Source organism: Bacillus sp. AFS015802 (assembly GCF_002561455.1).
Lineage (GTDB): Bacteria > Bacillota > Bacilli > Bacillales > Bacillaceae_B > Rossellomorea.
The window spans coordinates 17,096-34,704 of record NZ_NTUP01000019.1 but is presented as its reverse complement, the minus strand read 5'-3'; the positions used below and the strand labels follow the sequence as shown (position 1 = coordinate 34,704).

The window sequence follows — 17,609 nt, the reverse complement described above, 5'->3', positions numbered from 1 at the left end:
GTTTTATCAGCGAAATCTCCATTTTATCAGCGAACGGCCCAACACCCCATGAAACAAAAAAAGCCCTGCTTCTCATCAGGGACCATTTCTGGCGGTACCACCCTGATTCAAAGCAAAGCTTTACACTCATTCCATGATAACGGTTTCGGACCGCTGATATCTTCATTCGATACAGAACTTGGAGGCAGGTTCAAAGGTTCATCCATGGGAGCTTCTCACCAACCGCTCCCTCTCTTTAAAAGACAAGATCCCTTTACTGATCCTCTTCAATGTTTCAGTTATTTTAGATGATTATATAGAGATTTGATGAGGGTGTCAATTGCATTTTATTCCCCCGATCGTACAGGCGTTACCTCTAACGAATTATAGTCTGCTTCATGAATACTGTAATACAGGCGGGAGCCGTTGGTGAATGTCAAATCCTTTTGAGGTCCGTCCCCCGATAGCACCATCTTTTCAATGCTTGAATCAAACGATTTCCCACATATAATCGGAATCTTGACTCCACTCTCCGTTAAAAGTTCAAATCCTCCCGTAGAGTAATCGCCGCCTCCTTCAAATCCGAAATGAGGAGCCGTTCGATACCAGCTATATCCTTTTTCACTCCTGGATATACTGGCCGCGCCAAAATCACCTGCCAGGTCAAAGAATACCAGCGTTTCTCCGCGATACTCTTCCGTAGAAAGTATTTTTGGAGGAATCCCTTCACCATTTTCCATATGCAATCCATATTGAATGGCTTCTGCCTCCGTCTCAAACCATTCCCTGGAATCCTGGTTACTGCAGGCATACAAGGAAAGAATGCTTAGTATGATCACAGCGTAAACCCTTACACACTTACAAAGCATAAAACCTCTCCATCTCCCGCTCAAAAAAATCATTCCCGTTCCTTGAGTCGAAATCCCCTGCAATCTCCTCGGCCACTTCACTCATCACGTCAACGGCGAAGCCAGGGCGATGCCCCGCTTCCATTAACTTACGGTGGAGGACGATCGCACTCATATAAAAATAGAACATCCCATACGGGTCCTTCCCGCTGTCGGCGTACTCGATATGACGCTCCAGCACCTTGATCCCCCTAAGCGGCTCCGTCAAGGCAAGAAAACGGATATGTTCAGAAGCCTCCACCAGGAAGTGGGGTTTATCGTAAATGAAGAAGTACCCCTGTGATTGGTAACGGGCGGCTTCCTCCACCCGGCCGTCCTCATAATAAGGGAGGAGCAGCTTGCTATACGTCAGGTGGGGGATTTCCCCACAGGTCACTTCCTTTGATAGTAAAAGCTTTTCAATGGGAGCCGCTTTTTCCTTTTCCCCGGTAAAATAGTAATACTCCAGCTGTGTCTGATATTCACACGCTTCACAGTCGGCAAGGGAATCCCGCTCGGCGGCTATCCACTTCTGATAATAAGCCTCGGCGTCTTCCACTTCCCCCGCCTTCAACGCCCGTTTATGCTGGTGCTGATAATAAGGCCGTAGACTATACCCATAGCGGTCATATGCTTGTTGAAAATCATTGAAAAAGGCATCCAGCAGTTCCATGTCAATGCCCGGCATCTTCACCAGATGCTCCGCCATCCATTTATAGATCCAGAGTAAGCTCTCCACCCAATCTTCCAGATTCTCTTCATTGTCTAAAAAGAATCCGTTGCACCACTCGAAGTGATCGAATAGCTCCTCATACTCCCCGAGATAGTTGACGGTCCTCATGATTCCGAACCGCGAGCAAAATTCCTTATAGAGATCCCCTTCTTTTTGGGCAATGAACAACAGATCTTCCAACCCGTCCCACTTGTCAAAGCTTGCTTCTTCCCGGTTCATCAGCTCTTCCCATCTGTCCCAATATTGATCCACCGTCATCTTCATCCGCCCTAAAACCTCCCTTACCGCAGTATGTTTTATTTATTATAACATTCAGAATTATAATTTAACTGTTTTTTCCAATAATTCTTCCTTAATGCTCCCCATAAAACCAAGGTGATCCCAAGCATGAAAATCGAAGCGGCCGCCACCGCAAACCGGATCGACAACACCTCTGCCCCCACTCCGATCAGGAATGTTAAAACAATGACGAGGAATCCCTCAAGCAACCCATACAGGCTGCCCACCCTCCCCATGATCCGGGTGGGAATATGTTCTTGATAAAAGGTCTCGAACCCAGTCGTCGCAAACGCCAATGCGAAAGAGAGAAGGGCGAATCCAATCGCTGCCGTCAGGAAATCGGTTGAGTAAGAATACACCATATACCCCGAAGAGACAATCAGCGATCCAAAGCCCATCAGGTGCATATGATGAAGGCGATGGGACAACGCCGTATTGAGGAGGGACCCCAGTACAAACCCGGCCCCTGCAATGCTCACAAGATATCCGTACGTACTATCTGTGAGGTGCAGAACTTCTTTTGCAAAAGAAGCTTCAAGGGAATCGATTACCGCCGTCATCACAAGCATACAGGTGAACAATACGTACAGTACCATCACATACACAGCCCCACGGCTAAAATCCGTTACCACACGCCAATCAGCCTTGATCACTTCCCATTTGGTCCCGCTTGTGTGAACCGGATTCCCGTCCTCAATCTTCGGTAAAAAGAGGGTGATCACGCCTGATAATATGAGGGCAAGGGCATTCAAATAAAGGGCAAGCACCGGAGTCCCCATTAAGAACATCAGTCCGGCAATCCCCGGTCCGATCAGAAACGCGCCGGACCCGATCAGTCCCCGGAGAGCATTGAACCGCTGCCTGTTCTCCCTCGGGATAAAGGTCGTGATATACGCCATCGATGCCGGATAAAAGACGGCGCTCCCCATATTGATGAAAAGCACAATGGCATACATCCACCATTCCGCCGAAAAGAAGGGGAGCGAAGCAATCAATCCCGCCCTGAAAAAGTCCAGGGCCGCCATCAGATTCCGTCTGTTCACCCGGTCGATCATACTCCCTGCCCACGCATTCGTGAAAAGCGCCGCCACCGGCTTCAACACATATAGCAACACCACCGCCATAGGTGATCCCCACTCCTCCAATACAATCAAATTAAAGGCGATCAGATAAATCCACCCGCCGATATTCGAAATGCCGATCCCAAGCAAAAGCAATAAAGGATCCTTCCACTTTTTCATACACTATTCCCCCCGCGATTTTATTTCTGAAACAAAAAAATCCCACCCCCAAGACGTTGATCTTGGGGGCGAGATTATTGATCGCGGTGCCACCCCAGTTCGCCGAATATGTCACCATACCGGCCTTTTCAGGTACGGCCAAAGGACGTATACCCTAGCTCTATAACGGGAGCTCCCGTCACACCATCCCCCTTTGGTTCCGATGTGCTGCTCAGAGTCTTGGTTCAATACCGTCCTTCCTGCCCCTTTTCAGCTGCCGGGGCTCTCTTTAAAGAATTCGTGATACCTACTCTTCTCTTCATGGCATTTATTTGAAATTTTTATAATGGTAGCATGAATGGGACGTGAGTGTAAATAGGAATTTTCATGATCTTTTCCTGGTGAGTGGAGAGTTCGGGGGTTTTACAACAAATTCTACACATCACACACCCCATAAAAAAAAGAGCGCTAAGTGCGCCCTCCGCATTAACTACCCATCTTACGGCGGGTATTACTCGGCTTCTTCGTCTGCTGACTTTGCATGCGTTGGTTTGAAGCGAGTCCGCCTGTTGCCTGCTTGCCGCCTGCCTGGGCTTCTTTCTTCTTCGCAAGCTGCTGCTTCATGGCTTCCTGAAGGCTGATTTTTTTCTTCTCTGGCTGTATTTGTTGGTCATTAGTATTCGACATAATGGGATCTCCTTTTTGAGACTGCTAATTTTTTGAAGCTATCCCTATTATAATACATCCTCACCCATAAAGACATCTGCACTCTAAATAAAATGGCCAACCCCCTAAAGGATTGGCCGGTCTTTCTTAGTGGTATCCATTCTGTCCGTTTGCAGAACCGGATGTTTTATGTTTTGGCTTGGCGTTTTGATTTTGCTTCGTACCGCCGTCTTTTTTCGTTTTCTTTGTCATGCTGAATCACTCCTACATCATAGTTTGTGAATCAACTTTATTTTGTGCAAAAAAAGAAAAGAGTCTCCCGGTAATAACCGGAAAACCCTTTTCTGATCAAGCTGCTGGTTGCGGCACTTCTTCGTCGACCTGGATGACGGTACCGTCATTTAAGCGCTTTCTCAATGTGTAGATAAAGGCAAGGATCGCCGCGATGGTCACCAAGGCTGCCCCCATATAGGCCGTACCCATGGAAAGACCGAATCCGATCGGTGCGTTCAGGATATACGTGAAGGTCACCATCGTCATGAAAATCGCAGGGATCGTTGCGACCCAGTGCGGTTTTTTCTGAAGGGCCAGGTACATGGCACCTACCCAAAGGGCAATCATCGCAGTGGATTGGTTTGCCCAGGAGAAGTATCTCCACAGGAGGTTAAAGTCCATGCGTGTCAACACGACTGAAATCACAAACAGTGGAACCGCGATCCAAAGACGGCTGGAGATTTTCACTTGTCCTACTTTGATATAGTCGGCAATGATCATTCGCGCACTTCGGAATGATGTATCCCCGGACGTGATTGGAAGGACGATGACACCAAGGATGGCAAGGGTTCCACCGATGGAACCAAGCATCAGGATCGACACTTCGCTTACGACTGCTGCCGGTCCGCCTTCTTTCAGGATGGCGTTCAATTCACCAGGCTCGAACAGGCTCATCGCTGCAGCTGCCCAGATCATCGCAATGATTGCTTCTAAAATCATCATACCGTAGAAAATTTTGCGTCCGTTCTTCTCGTTTTGAGTCGTTCTCGAGATGATCGGTGACTGTGTTGCATGGAAGCCAGACAGTGCCCCACATGAAATCGTCAAGAATAATAAAGGGAAAATAGCGACAGAATCAGGGTGCATATTCGTTAAAGAAATTTCAGGAATATCCGCTCCCGTAATCACCAATCCTGCTCCGATACCGACTGCACTGATCAGAAGCAATGCTCCGAATAGCGGATATACTTTACCGATGATTTTATCAATCGGTAACAGGGTTGCGACAATGTAGTAGATAAAGATTGCGGCGATAATGACCCCTAATGAAATCCACGCTGGCGTCAGATTCGCAATCAGTGCTGCAGGTGCTGTGACGAAGACCGTCCCGACCAATACAAGCAGGAGAATCGAGAATGCGTTCACCACATGCTTCATCGTTTTCCCAAGGAAACGTCCTGCAAGCTCCGGTAAATGAGCTCCCCCGTTCCGGATTGAAATCATCCCCGTCAGGTAATCATGAACCGCCCCGGCAAAAATCGCCCCGAGTACGATCCAAAGGAAGGCAACCGGTCCGTATAACGCTCCCATGATCGGACCGAAGATCGGGCCGACACCGGCGATGTTCAACAGCTGGATCATGGAGTTTTTACCCGTCTTCATAGGTACATAATCCACTCCATCCGCCTTCGCATAAGCAGGAGTCGAACGGCTTTCATTGATTCCAAAAATCTTTTCTATTAATTTTCCATATGTGAAGTAACCAATGATTAATACTACAATCGAGACCAGGAATGTGACCATGTGTATGATCCCCTTTCGTTCAGTTATGAATACGCTTTCATTATAGCAATCATATTCACATTTTCGTCACAAACTGTCCAAGATGTTATAAATCAGTCCTGAAATGCAGGAAGCAGGGGTTGACGTGCTTTGGGAAATGGGCCGGTGCCTGGCACCAACAAGCTTCATTGTGCCAGGCACCCATCAACCGTTTTGTACCTGGTACAAAAATAAAAAAATGTACCTGGTACAAATCCCACCGATTGTACCTGGTACATATACACACCTACAACTCCAACCGCTCCCGCAATTCCTTCACATAATTCCGGCTCACGGGTATCGCCTCGTCCGCCCCGTGGACCTTCAGCTGGTACACGCCGTTCCCCCATGGAATCAACTCCTCCACGAAGGGCAGCTGTACGAGATAGCTTTTGTGGACCCGGAAGAACGGATAGGTGCTGAGCTTTGCTTCGAGCTCCTTGATCGGCAAGCGGCTCGTGTATTTTTTCTTTTCCGTACAGATGAACGTTTCGCGCTCTTCCCGGAAGATATACAGAATGTCTTGGGGGGTGATGAACACAATCTTATCCTCGTCCTGTACCGCGAGCTTCCCCATGGATGGATTTTCACGGGCTTGGTCCTTATCCCCCACCTTTAACAGGTGCTTAAGCCTCTCCATCGTTTGCGCCAGCTGGTCCTCTTCAAAGGGCTTCAGCAGGTAATCGACAGCCTCGACCCTGAACGCTTTCAGGGCATAGTCAGGGTACGCCGTCGCGAAGACGATTTCAGGCTTGTGCTTCATCTTCTGCAGGGCTTCGGCAAGATCCACTCCGCTCATACCGGGCATTTCGATGTCCAGGAACAGGACGTCAGGCTCTTTCGTTAAAATGATTTCCAGGCCTTTTTCGGCAGAGCTTGCTTCTCCGACCACTTCCGCCCAGGGATACCCCCTCAGGAGATGCTTCATTTCCTCCCGGCTATAGGGTTCATCATCGATGATGGCGACTCTCATTCTTTTTCCCTCCTCACCTTGAATTCTACGGTGGTTCCATTTCCAATGGATGATCGGATTGATAGACCCGCATCTTTCCCCATCATCATTTCCAATCGTTTGTTCACGTTATACAGTCCGATGCCGGTACCGGAATGTGATGGCACCGGTTCGTGCAGAAGCTTGCCGACTCTCTCTTCACTGATTCCCGCACCGTTATCCTCGACCCGGACGGTCACCTCATCTCCATCCATTGAGATCGAAATGGTCAATACAAACCCGGCCTCCACATTCTTCATTCCATGCTTGATCGCATTTTCCACAAGGGGCTGCAGGGTGATGGAAGGGACTTTTGCCTGTAAAGCGTCTTCCTCGATCTGATAGACAACCTCCAGCCGGTCAAAAAATCGTGCTTCTTCGATGGCAAGATACGCTTTCACGTGCTGTCCTTCTTCTTTCAGGGTGGACGTCGATTTCGTGCTCCCGGTAAGATTCTGCCTGACGAATTGGGAAAGGGAAATCAACAGGGTCCTCGCCTTATCCGGATTGATCCGCGTCAGTGACACGATGACATTGATGGTATTGAACAGGAAATGCGGGTTGATCTGAGCCTGCAGTGCCTTTACCTCAGACTCCTTTGCGAGCTCTTTATGGGTATCGATTTCCGCAAGCTCCAGCTGATGGCTCAGGAGGGTGGCAATCCCCTTCGTCAGTTCCATCAGGATCGGGGAGATTTCTTTTTCCGAATGAAAATAGAATTTAAGCGTGCCGACGATCTCTTCCCCTTTTAAAAGAGGAGCCATGATGGCCGCCCCGAGTGGGCACCCGTTCCGGTCACACTGGATGTCTTCCCTCCCCACCTTCATCAGCTCACCGGTTTCGATGACCCTCTTGGTCGCTTCGGTCTGGATCGGCCTGCCTTCGTGATGATGATCGGAAGCGAGTCCGACATGGGCCAGGATATGGGACGTATTCGTGATGGACACGGCGAGGGCGTTCACATCCCTCATCAGGATTTCACACGTTGCCCGGGCTGACGATGCATTCAGCCCCTTCCTCATATATTGCACCGTACTGTCGGCCAGGCGGAGCGCTTTCTGGGACTGGGCTGCTCCCATCCTCTCTTCTTCATAAAAAACACTTTTGATGATAAGAAGGAATATGCCGGTACCGATTCCGTTGGCCAGGATCATCGGCCAGCCGATATCCGACACGAGCAAATAAGCATCATCAAATGGTTTGGATAAAAGAAGGATGAGAAGCATCTGCATGCCTTCCGCCACAAACCCTACAAGAAATGCTTTCTGAGGGGAAACGAGCCTGTTCTTCTTTTCCCGCTTCCCGATCCAGCCTGCCAAAAGCCCTGCTAAAACCGTCGAGATCCCGCAGGAGAAGGCCGTGAATCCGCCAAGGAAATACCGGTGCACACCTGCAACCAACCCAGCCCCAAGACCGATCCACGGTCCACCTAGGAGTCCGGCCACCACGACTCCGATGACCCGGGAGTTGGCAATTGCTTCATTCTGCTGAAGATGCCATTGCCACTTTGTATATTCTTCCTGAAACGGGTTCACGATCAAGCCTGTATATGTACCGACGATCCCAAAGAATCCAAACAGCAGGATGAGAAGCAGCGTCTGCCTTTTTTTTACATGGGTCCGCTTCTCGATCAGATGACGGAAGAAGCCGATCCTCGTCATCACAAAGGCAATCGTCACGATGATGCCAAGCCTCTCGACCATTGCCGCAATTAACATTCGCTCCCACCTCGCTTTTCACACAAAAAAAGAAGACCCACTAAACGTGTCGTTTAATAGAATCTTCCCCTTCTTTATCCTCTACTATGTCAGGGGAGTGCTTTTTCCCCATTTTAACATGAATCGTTGTCCTTTATGGTGACGAGGGCATTGATTTCCCCGCCGATCATGATGATGATCCCTGTCAGATAGAACCAGATCATGAGGACGATGATCCCCCCGATGCTGCCATATGTGGCTGAGTAATTTCCGAAGCTCCCTACATAATAGGAGAACGCCAGGGAAACAAGAACCCACCCAAGTGTCGCAAAGATCGCACCCGGAAACGCACTTAAACATTTGATGCGCTTACTTGGTGCAAAATAATACAATCCGACAAACACGATGAAGAGAATGATCGGACTGATCGCCCAGCGAATTCCGTTCCATATTGCTAAAAATTGATCTGAAAATCCAAATTGAGAAAAGAGGAACAGGCCGATTTGTTTTCCGAATACCGGCAGTAAGAGAGCGACGACAAATACCAGGATCATGGCGAATGTCAATAGGATCGACATCAGGCGAGTGGCAATGAATGATCTTGTTTCCTCTACATCATACGCCCGATTCAAGCTCTTCACGATGGCGTTCATCCCATTCGAAGCCGACCAGATCGTGGCGATGATACTGACGGACAGCAGACCGGAGTTCCGGTTCGACATGACGTCCTGAAGCGTTTCCTCAATCATCGACATCGTTTCACCCGGAGCAAAATCCCTGACGACACCCAGTATGTCCCCCTGATTCACCGGCAAATATGGGAGCAGGGTTACGATAAAAATAAGCAGTGGAAAGAGCGATAAAAGAAAGTAATAGGCAATTTGCGCGGCAAGTCCCGTTACATCATTCGCACTGATACTGCCAAACAGGCTTTTTGAAAATCCTTTCCATCCTCCTTTGACCGTCTTATCCGTCATGCTTTCACCTCATTTCATTAATACCCCTTAAAGGAAGAAGCAATCGGCTGACTTTCTTCATCCTGTGCAGTGAGCTCATTTGATGCTTCGTGACCTGAAAACGTATCTTTATATGCTTCTGTCGAGTCTTCAAAGGTTTCTTTCGTCTCTTCGATGATTTCTTTCACCTGCGGGGTCAACCCTTTGATTTCATCTACCTTCTCACTGATGAAATGAATGTCCCTGCTGACCTGATCGGCCGTGGTACGTAATTTCTCATACACTTCCCTCGACGACTCGACCAGCTTCTGAGGATTTTTTGAATAGGTGGAAATATAATGACCGCTGTTTCTTAATGTGGAGCCCACTTCCTGACGGGTCGATCTGTCCAGCAGGGAAAGAAGCCCCCCTGTAACGGCACCCAGTATGACCCCTTTGAAAAATTTGTTACTACCCATATGTATTACCCTCCTTCAAATGATTGTCCTCTTTTATTTTATTTAGTAATCGGCTGCAGCCGGATTCCACTGAATCATATATTCGACAAAGATACTGTGAACTCATCTTTTTCTGCCGTATTAGCTTATCTACTCATTTCCCATTCCTTTATAGTGTAAAACATCTTCCCAAAAAAATCCTCCACGAGTCACTCTTTCCACGGCTTATTGACAGGATGAACGAATCATGGAAAGATAAACATAAGAATAGGTACGTCAGAAAGGACGATTTTAGATGGATTTATCACAAAACACAACGGAAAACATCGAATTCATGGTCACAGCCATTAAAGAAAAACTAAGAATGGTCAATGCGGGTGCCGTTAAGCCCGAGGACTTTAACGAAGAAATGTACGAAGATCTCCACGACCTGTATGTCATGGTGAATCGCAAAGATCATTTCAGCCCGAGTGAAATGAACGCGATCATTGAGGAAATGGGCAGCCTGAGAAGAAAGTAAGAACAAAAGCGCAGGCGATCCGGTCAAGTCCCGACAAGCATCATGCAGGGAACACCGGAAAGGCACTCTTTACCTGAGCTGAATGTAGAAAAAAGGGGCATTCCCACAAAGGTATACAATACCTTGGGGAATGCCCCCTTTCATTTACCTGTCTTATTTAGAAAGAAGCGCCAGTGATTCACGGTTGAATGCCGGGATGTCATCCGGCGTCCTGCTTGTGACAAGCTGGTTTCCGCAAACGACGACTTCCTTATCCTCATATGTCACACCTGCATATTCCATATCTACTTTAATGGACTTGAAGCCCGTCGCTTTTCGTCCTTCCAATGCTTTTGCCGTGATCAGTAATTGTGGACCATGGCAAATCGCGAATACCGGTTTTTTCTCATCCATGAAGTGCTTCGTGAATTTCACGAAACGGTCATCTGCGCGCAGCTGATCCGGAGAGAATCCGCCCGGCAATAACAGGGCATCAAAGTCTGAAGGGTTGACGTCATCGATGCTTTCATCGATTTTCACCGTTGCATCGCCCTGCTTCCCTTTGATTGATTTCCCTTTTTCTTTTTCAATGGTCACGACTTCATGACCTGCTTCTTTAAACGCTTTTTCAGGATCTGTAAACTCTACATCTTCAAACATGTCTGTAATTAACGTTGCAATCTTAGCCATAAAATGTAACACTCCTACTCTTGTTTTATTATCACACTTGTACTTTACCCTTCACACACAAATTAAAACCCTTTATTATCCATCGTGAACTGGGAAAAGATCGTATTCCTTTGTACTTGATACACTTCTTTCCCGACAATATCATTGATGATCTGGATATTCCGGTCAACGGCCAGTCCCAGATTCGTCGCCCCTGCACCATGGGAATGCTCAAGGCTCGTCACCGTGTAGAAATGATGATCGCGTTCCGGCTTCTCTTTAAACTGGAGCTTATAATTTCGGGAGACTTTATATTTCTTGTCATCTTCCCACTCTATTTTGTCCTCGAACTCATCAAAAAACCACTCTGGGATATTCGGCTTGTACCCCGTCGCCAAAATCACCTTATCACTTTGATGGGAAAAATCGCGCTCTTCCTGCCATTGGCGGCAATTCAAGACGTAGCCATCCCCCTCATCCCGGATCTTATTCACTTCCGTCAATGGCTGGATCGTAATGCTCGGTGACTGGTCGCCGACCGAATGGTTATAAAGGATGTTGTAAATCTGATTGAGGGTATCGGGATCGATTCCATTCCGGAGCTGATCCAGCGTTTTCAGGGCTTCCATCCGCTTTTCATACGACAACCCGTGAAAATAATCCACATAATCCGGCGCAAAGAATTCCTGCCCGAGCTTTGATGACTCAAGCTGCAGGATCCCTTCTGAACGGGTCAGCCACGTCAGCTGATAGGAATGATGTTCCTGCTCCTTCAGCAAATCAAAGAATACCTCGGCAGCACTTTGACCGGATCCCACAATCGTAATCGCGGATCCTTCCAGCGTCTTGTTCTTATAAAAGAGGTATTTGCTTGTATGATGAACATCCTCATCCGGAAGCCCTTCCATTCCGTCCAAAATCAGAGGCTTGCTCCCTGTCCCCATCACCACGTGCTTTGTATAATAAATTTCCCGCTCATCGGTCAAGCGGTTATCGATCACGACTTTATAGCAGTCGCCAACATCCGTGACCCCGATCACTTCGCTATGAAATTGACAAGAGCCAAGCTGACTGACTACCCAGCGGGCATAATCATTGTACTCCTGCCTTGGCATTTCAAATTTTTGAAAAAAGAAAAATTTATATAAACGATTATGGGTATGTAAATAATTCAAATAACTGTACCGGCTCTGGGGATTCGCGAACGTCACCAGGTCCGCGATGAACGGAACCTGCAGATCCGTCAGATTGATCAACATCCCGGGGTGCCACTGGAACTCAGGCGTCTGATCGAAAAACTTCACCTTCAGATCCGTCTTCTCCTCCATCAGGGCCGCCAAGCTTAAATTGTACGGACCGATCCCGATTCCGATACAATCATATACATCGTGTCTACTCAATTGGCTCTCCTCCACATTCATGATCTTCCTTTCTATTTTTACCCTAAACCGATGGACGATTACCCTGTTTGGTGAAAATAATTGTGACGGGTGTGCGGTCATGGGGGTTCAGCCGGTGATTCAGCTTAGGGTTTTGACAGGTGATATTTGAGGATGTTTCAGCTGCTGACTTTACTGGGTTATTCAGCTGCTGATTTTCACCAATTATTCAACAGCTGAAAACACCAATATCCAGTACCCTCGCCCCCCCAAAAAACAAAAAAACCAACCCCCTTCAAAAGGATCAGTTTTTCCTGAAAATCATCACGTACCATCCGCCTTCTTTCACGATCGGTTCGACGGACTCGACCTTGAAATTGGTTTTCCCGGCGAGTGTTTCCATTTCCTTCTGGGAAGGGATCGGGTATAAGTTCTGGAAGGTCATGAAGAAGCTGTTGAAGGCACTCGAGAACTGCTTCCCGTGCTTTGATTTCTGCATCGGAGTCAGAACAAAGAAGAGTCCTTCTGACCCGAGCCATGTCGAAGCCTTTTCAAAGAATTGCAGGCGTTCGGATGGATCAATATAGTGAAAGAGATTATTGGCCATGATCATGTCAAAGCGCTGTCCGGGCTCATATTCATGCAGGTCCTTGCACAGGATTTCAATATTTTCATAGTCACTGAGCGATTCTTCAGCTGCTTTCGCGACTGCCTCATGTATCTCGATCCCTACCATTCTCTTATCGGGATAGCGGTCACCTATCCTCTTCACATAACCGCCTTCACCGCAGCCAAGGTCCAATATGGAATTCACGTTGTATTTTTTAATCGCTTTCTGCACCTTGGGAAAGGCAAAGCGTTCCAACAGGATCGACGTTTTCGCGACAGTCGAACCATGGACATCCGAGTTGAAGTGCTGTCTCGTCTGATTGCGCAATAATTGAGGGTACGACAACAGGGCCGGTATATGCAGTTCCATCATTTCTTTCAGGAGGATCCCTGATGAATGGGGATCTTTTTTGGATGTCGGAAGCTTCCACCTGTTCCTCGTCGTGACTTTCGAATCCTCCACCCGTTTCAGATGCTTGATGGTTATTCCTACCTCCACCCATTGTTCGAGGAGATCCATTTCGATGTTTCTTGCAATCGCCACTTCCTGAATCGAAGCAGGCTCTGTAAAACTATCGAACAGGTCCATCTCATATCCGACGTAAGCATGCCAGCTGTATAGGAACGGTACATTCTTTTTCATCCATGTCCGTGCCCGCCATACCTTCACCATCTCTCCAATCATTGTAGTGCCTCCTTTCCTTTCCAGGGGTAATCCTGGTCTGCCGTAAATTTGGTCATTGATTTCTCATCTTCTGTTAACGAGTCACGCCTGATGGGGAGCATGCCTCCCTGTATCATCCGGTCATAAAGGGTTTCCCTCCACATGCCGAGACCCGAGATGTTGAGCATTTGCTTATAGTGGGAAATCGAATCCCTTTCCATCCTCTGCAGGCTCTTATTCCGGAGCCATCCCACGGGCCTGTATGGGTAAGAGTAGACAAGGGCAGATAAGTGACTTAGATGCATCTGGTGGGCGACCCTCCTTTTCCGTACCTTTGGATACCACTCCAGATTGGCCGGATCCAGTTTCCCTTCTGCATACATGTCACAAAGAAGTTCCCCGAGGATGCTGCCATCCTGTATCGCCATGTTCATGCCTTCCCCGGCCATGGGATGAACCGTATGGACGGCGTCCCCGATGAGGGCAAGGTGATCCTTCACATACGTTTCCGCATGATATTTCAACGGGACCATCAGCTGGATCTTCTTCCAATCTTCTATCTGGTCCACATACCCGTCGAGATCCGGGCACATTTCGACGTAGAGTTTATGAAACTCGGAAATCGGTTTTTTCCGGAGTGTTTTGTATTCACCTGCCGGGATGAGATAAACGGATCTCACTTCATTATTCGGGAGCGGAAAGAGACCCAGGAATGATTGATATGTAGAAATGATCCGCCCCTTCACCATTTGTTCCGGACGGGGGAATGTGACGGTCAGGAAATGATGATTATACTTCTTCTCCTTTACTTCCACATCCATATAGTCACGGGTCACCGAGCTCCTTCCCTCAGCCCCGATTATGAAGTCACTATGAATCTCTTGTTCCACCTTCGTCTCCCGGTCCTCGATGGTCACGGTATGACCGCTTATCTTTTTACAGGCGGTATTCGCCCGGTAATGGAACGAGGGATACTCCTCTCCTTTTTCCCTCAGGATATCCTTCAGCGTTTCGTGATGGATCATGAGTGAAAAAGGGTATGATGTCGGAAGGATCGAATAGCTCATGGTGGAATGTTCAGCTTTCGATTTGGAATGTTTCAATTCGATCAGTTCCAGGTCCGAGATGCTGTGTCCGTTTTGAAAGACCTTGTCAATGACCCCCAGTGAATCGAATATTTCCAGGCTTTTCGGCTGGAGGAGCTCTCCTTTGTAGACGGAACCCGGCCCCGGTAACCGCTCGACGACGGTCACATCGATCTTGCATTGGGCGAGTTTCAGCCCTAGTGTCAGACCGCCGATGCCTCCACCGCTTATCAACACGTTCGTCTTCATCTCTCCTCACCTCTTTCACTTCCTATATCCTATTTCCTGGATGTTGAAACTTGCCGGTGTGCTCTCGCCATGAGGTGACAACTTTCTTTCTTTAAGAGCACAACGAAGAATTTTGCAGAACCCACTATTTCCCGGAAAATATCAGCGATGCAGGCTTCCCCCCTCCAATACATTTCATTATTTGTCGGATTGTCCCCCTTTGAAAAATCGACAATACCAGAGGAAATAAAAAAACTCCACGACAAGATTCAACTCTCAATCGTGGAGTGCGCTCTACTTTTCTTTTGCAATCGGTAAGAGGATCGTGACGGTGGTCCCTTCGCTTACATTGCTCTGAATGGATAGTGAGCCGTGGTGCTCTTTGATGATCTTTTGACAAATCATCAGTCCGAGTCCCGTCCCTTTTTCTTTCGTACTGTAGAACGGTTCGCCCAGATGCTTCATGCGTTCGGGCGGGATCCCGCTTCCATTATCCTGAATCGAGATTTTCCCGTAGCCGTCCTCTTTTTCAAGATGGACACTGAGGAGTCCACCTGAAGGCATCGCTTCCAGGGCATTTTTCATCACATTCAGGATGACCTGTTTCATTTGGTGGGAATCACAGTAGATCTCGGCTTCTTCCACTGAGAACCTCACATCGACCCCCTGCTTCAGGCACTCCATCTTAATGAACTCTACAGAGCTTGTAAGGAGGCTCGTCAGGGATGTCAGGGAAAACTTGACGGCCCTTGGTTTCGCCAGCGCCAGGAATTCATTGGTGATGATTTCGATCCGGTCAAGTTCACCCTGGATGACACCAAGGTAAAAGTCATCCTCGGCATTTTCCTTCATGAGCTGAAGAAAGCCTTTCAGAGTGGTCAGGGGATTCCTGATTTCATGGGCGACCCCGGCAGCAAGCTGTCCGATCATCGCCAGCTGCTCTGACTTCTTCAGTAGATCCTCGTTCCGCCTCTTCTCTGATAGGTCACGGATGATCGCGGAAATACCGATCAGGCTGCCATTATCATTTAAGATCGGATTCATATTAAAAGCGATTTCCACCGGAGAACCGTCTTTTCGGTACCGGACGGTTTCATAATCTTTGATCCGTTTCCCGTCTTTCACCGTCTCAAGATTCTGCTTGAACTGCCCGACCTGATCTTCCTGATGCAGGAAGGTGATCTTACTTCCGGTAATTTCATCCTTCGTCCACCCGAACATCGATTCAAACTGTTGATTCACCTTCAATACGTTTCCTTCGGGATCCAATAAGGCAATGCCATCCCCGGCATGCTCAAAGTACGCTTCAAGCAGTTCTTTCGCTTCCTTCAGCTCTTCTTCCATCTTCAATTTTTCCGTGATGTCCTGCCCGAAGCCGTAAATCCCGATGACCTTATTTTTCACCCGGATGGGGATATTGGTCACGGCTACATGGCTTTTGCCACCTTCTCCATTTTCAAAGGTGGTCACGAATCTTGACGCTTCTCCCCTAAGGGCGACTTCAAATTGTTTGATGGCCGTCTCCTTGCTGCCCTTTGCGATGAACTTACTGAAATGACTGCCGATCATATGGGGAGAGATGTGATCCCACTGGGTTTTCACGGCGGGATTCACTTCCTGGATGATCCCATTTGTATCGACCATATAGATATTGTCCGGACTGTATTTTACGATCGATTTGTACTTCTGCTCGCTTTCCATCAGTTTTCTCTGGATATCCTTGATCAAGGATATGTCTGATATGGAAACAATGATCTCGACGACGACACCTTTTTGAAACACAGGGACGATGGAGGCCAAATACTCCAACTTCTTGTATTCATCTTCATACGTCAGTTCTTCTCCTGTTTCCCATATCCGCTTCAGCTTCGGCTGGATTTTCCCTAAGTGATGGAAATCGAACACTTCCTGGATTGTCTTCCCGATCACCTTTGATGGCGTCAGGTTCAGCTTATTCAAAAGCTCACCCGCAGCCATTTCAATGATAAAGTCTTGATCTTTTTTCTTAATCTTGTAGGTGATCGTCTTTTGAAGGCGAAGGGTATTTTCCAGTTCCACCTTTAAGGACATCAGCTCATTTTCATAGTTTTTCTTTTCGGTGATATCGTGGAGGATGATCCCTACACTATCCACGGTCCCATCTGTTTTATAATTCGCCGGTGAAATTGTGATATTGCAGGTGATCTTCCCCTGTTTCCCCATATCGAAGGTCACTTCTTCACCTGTCGTATTCAACCCTTTCAAACCATTCTTGACGATTGTCATAAAGGGTTGATTCTGAAGGGGGGACTGCCTGCACAGGGACTCACCGAGAATATCATCGGAAATCTGGAACAGCTCCTGGAAGGAATGATTCATTTCCATGACATTCCCGTCTTTATTGATGATACATACACACGTCGGGGTGTTGTGGATGAGGGACTCATAAATGGCCGAATGAGAATGATCATGCGGCACACCGGAACCCTGTGGGATCATCATGACCAATGCTTTGGAATCATCGATCGGTTTTCGTTTGAATTTGTACGATTGCTGATTCAGGCGAATGGAATAATCCTCGTCTTCCATAATTTTCAGAAGAAGATTGTCTTCCTTGAGGGTGATCCCTCTCCATTCTTCATTTTCTTCTATAAAAAAATGCTGTTTCACATCGATTATTGCTGCCGGGACTGGAATTGAATCTACATTCAATGCATGATAGGGGTGCATTTCAGCCATAGTACCTTCCTTTTTTGTAACGTTATTTATCACCATTTTACCCTACCTCTAAGAACATATAAATGGTCAATGTCCATTCACCCCAAAAAACCGGGTAA

At 47.7% G+C, this 17,609-nt stretch carries 15 protein-coding genes and 2 other annotated features; of the genes, 1 reads left to right on the top strand and 14 read right to left on the bottom strand.

From position 1 onward, the window contains the following. Positions 1 to 74: 74 nt before the first annotated feature. Positions 75 to 279: a binding site (T-box leader), on the bottom strand. A 47-nt stretch (positions 280 to 326) separates the two neighbouring features. The 9 genes from CN378_RS13225 to CN378_RS13185 all read right to left on the bottom strand — a co-directional run bounded on the left by CN378_RS13225 (position 327) and on the right by CN378_RS13185 (position 9,681). Beyond that, positions 327 to 848 carry a hypothetical protein gene (locus tag CN378_RS13225; protein ID WP_098352628.1) on the bottom strand — a complete coding sequence of 174 codons (522 nt, stop codon included), beginning with the start codon at positions 846 to 848 and terminating at the stop codon, positions 327 to 329. After that, entirely contained in the window at positions 838 to 1,863 is a 1,026-nt protein-coding gene (locus tag CN378_RS13220; protein ID WP_098352626.1) for a hypothetical protein, read from the bottom strand. The genes CN378_RS13225 and CN378_RS13220 overlap by 11 nt, the downstream gene beginning before the upstream one ends. A 32-nt stretch (positions 1,864 to 1,895) precedes the next feature. After that, positions 1,896 to 3,119, bottom strand: coding sequence for an MFS transporter (locus CN378_RS13215; protein ID WP_098352624.1), 1,224 nt, complete (start codon positions 3,117 to 3,119; stop codon positions 1,896 to 1,898). Positions 3,120 to 3,180: 61 nt separating this feature from the next. After that, positions 3,181 to 3,430, bottom strand: a binding site (T-box leader). 154 nt (positions 3,431 to 3,584) lie between these two features. Next, entirely contained in the window at positions 3,585 to 3,785 is a 201-nt protein-coding gene (locus CN378_RS13210; RefSeq protein ID WP_034761269.1) for a hypothetical protein, read from the bottom strand. Between the two features lie 327 nt (positions 3,786 to 4,112). Further along, positions 4,113 to 5,561 (bottom strand): carbon starvation CstA family protein, encoded by a 1,449-nt coding sequence (locus CN378_RS13205; protein ID WP_098352622.1) that lies wholly within the window; start codon positions 5,559 to 5,561, stop codon positions 4,113 to 4,115. Between the two features lie 265 nt (positions 5,562 to 5,826). After that, positions 5,827 to 6,552 (bottom strand): LytR/AlgR family response regulator transcription factor, encoded by a 726-nt coding sequence (locus CN378_RS13200; RefSeq protein ID WP_098352621.1) that lies wholly within the window; start codon positions 6,550 to 6,552, stop codon positions 5,827 to 5,829. Beyond that, entirely contained in the window at positions 6,549 to 8,288 is a 1,740-nt protein-coding gene (locus tag CN378_RS13195) for a sensor histidine kinase (protein ID WP_098352619.1), read from the bottom strand. Before CN378_RS13195 ends, CN378_RS13200 begins: the two co-directional genes overlap by 4 nt. A gap of 113 nt (positions 8,289 to 8,401) precedes the next feature. Further along, complete coding sequence (locus CN378_RS13190; RefSeq protein WP_098352617.1) at positions 8,402 to 9,244, bottom strand: YihY/virulence factor BrkB family protein; 843 nt, start codon at positions 9,242 to 9,244, stop codon at positions 8,402 to 8,404. A 17-nt stretch (positions 9,245 to 9,261) separates the two neighbouring features. After that, positions 9,262 to 9,681: a hypothetical protein gene (locus tag CN378_RS13185; RefSeq protein ID WP_098352615.1), complete on the bottom strand. Its 420-nt coding sequence runs from the start codon at positions 9,679 to 9,681 to the stop codon at positions 9,262 to 9,264. 274 nt (positions 9,682 to 9,955) lie between these two features. Here CN378_RS13185 and CN378_RS13180 point away from each other — a divergent pair, with 274 nt between their 5' ends. Next, the gene (locus CN378_RS13180) at positions 9,956 to 10,180 is read left to right on the top strand and encodes a DUF1128 domain-containing protein (RefSeq protein WP_098352614.1); all 225 of its coding nucleotides are present in this window, start codon (positions 9,956 to 9,958) and stop codon (positions 10,178 to 10,180) included. 153 nt (positions 10,181 to 10,333) lie between these two features. Here the strand turns inward: CN378_RS13180 and CN378_RS13175 are convergent, their stop codons facing one another. From CN378_RS13175 to CN378_RS13155, 5 genes are all read right to left on the bottom strand, one after another. Then, entirely contained in the window at positions 10,334 to 10,849 is a 516-nt protein-coding gene (locus tag CN378_RS13175) for a type 1 glutamine amidotransferase domain-containing protein (protein WP_098352612.1), read from the bottom strand. A 62-nt stretch (positions 10,850 to 10,911) separates the two neighbouring features. After that, on the bottom strand, positions 10,912 to 12,228 hold the full coding sequence (locus CN378_RS13170) for a lysine N(6)-hydroxylase/L-ornithine N(5)-oxygenase family protein (RefSeq protein WP_257141137.1): 1,317 nt from the start codon (positions 12,226 to 12,228) through the stop codon (positions 10,912 to 10,914). A 283-nt stretch (positions 12,229 to 12,511) separates the two neighbouring features. Then, entirely contained in the window at positions 12,512 to 13,501 is a 990-nt protein-coding gene (locus CN378_RS13165; protein WP_098352609.1) for a class I SAM-dependent methyltransferase, read from the bottom strand. Beyond that, positions 13,498 to 14,814: an FAD-dependent oxidoreductase gene (locus CN378_RS13160; RefSeq protein WP_098352608.1), complete on the bottom strand. Its 1,317-nt coding sequence runs from the start codon at positions 14,812 to 14,814 to the stop codon at positions 13,498 to 13,500. Before CN378_RS13160 ends, CN378_RS13165 begins: the two co-directional genes overlap by 4 nt. Positions 14,815 to 15,087: 273 nt before the next feature. Next, positions 15,088 to 17,511 carry a PAS domain-containing protein gene (locus CN378_RS13155; RefSeq protein ID WP_179884915.1) on the bottom strand — a complete coding sequence of 808 codons (2,424 nt, stop codon included), beginning with the start codon at positions 17,509 to 17,511 and terminating at the stop codon, positions 15,088 to 15,090. Positions 17,512 to 17,609: the final 98 nt, after the last annotated feature.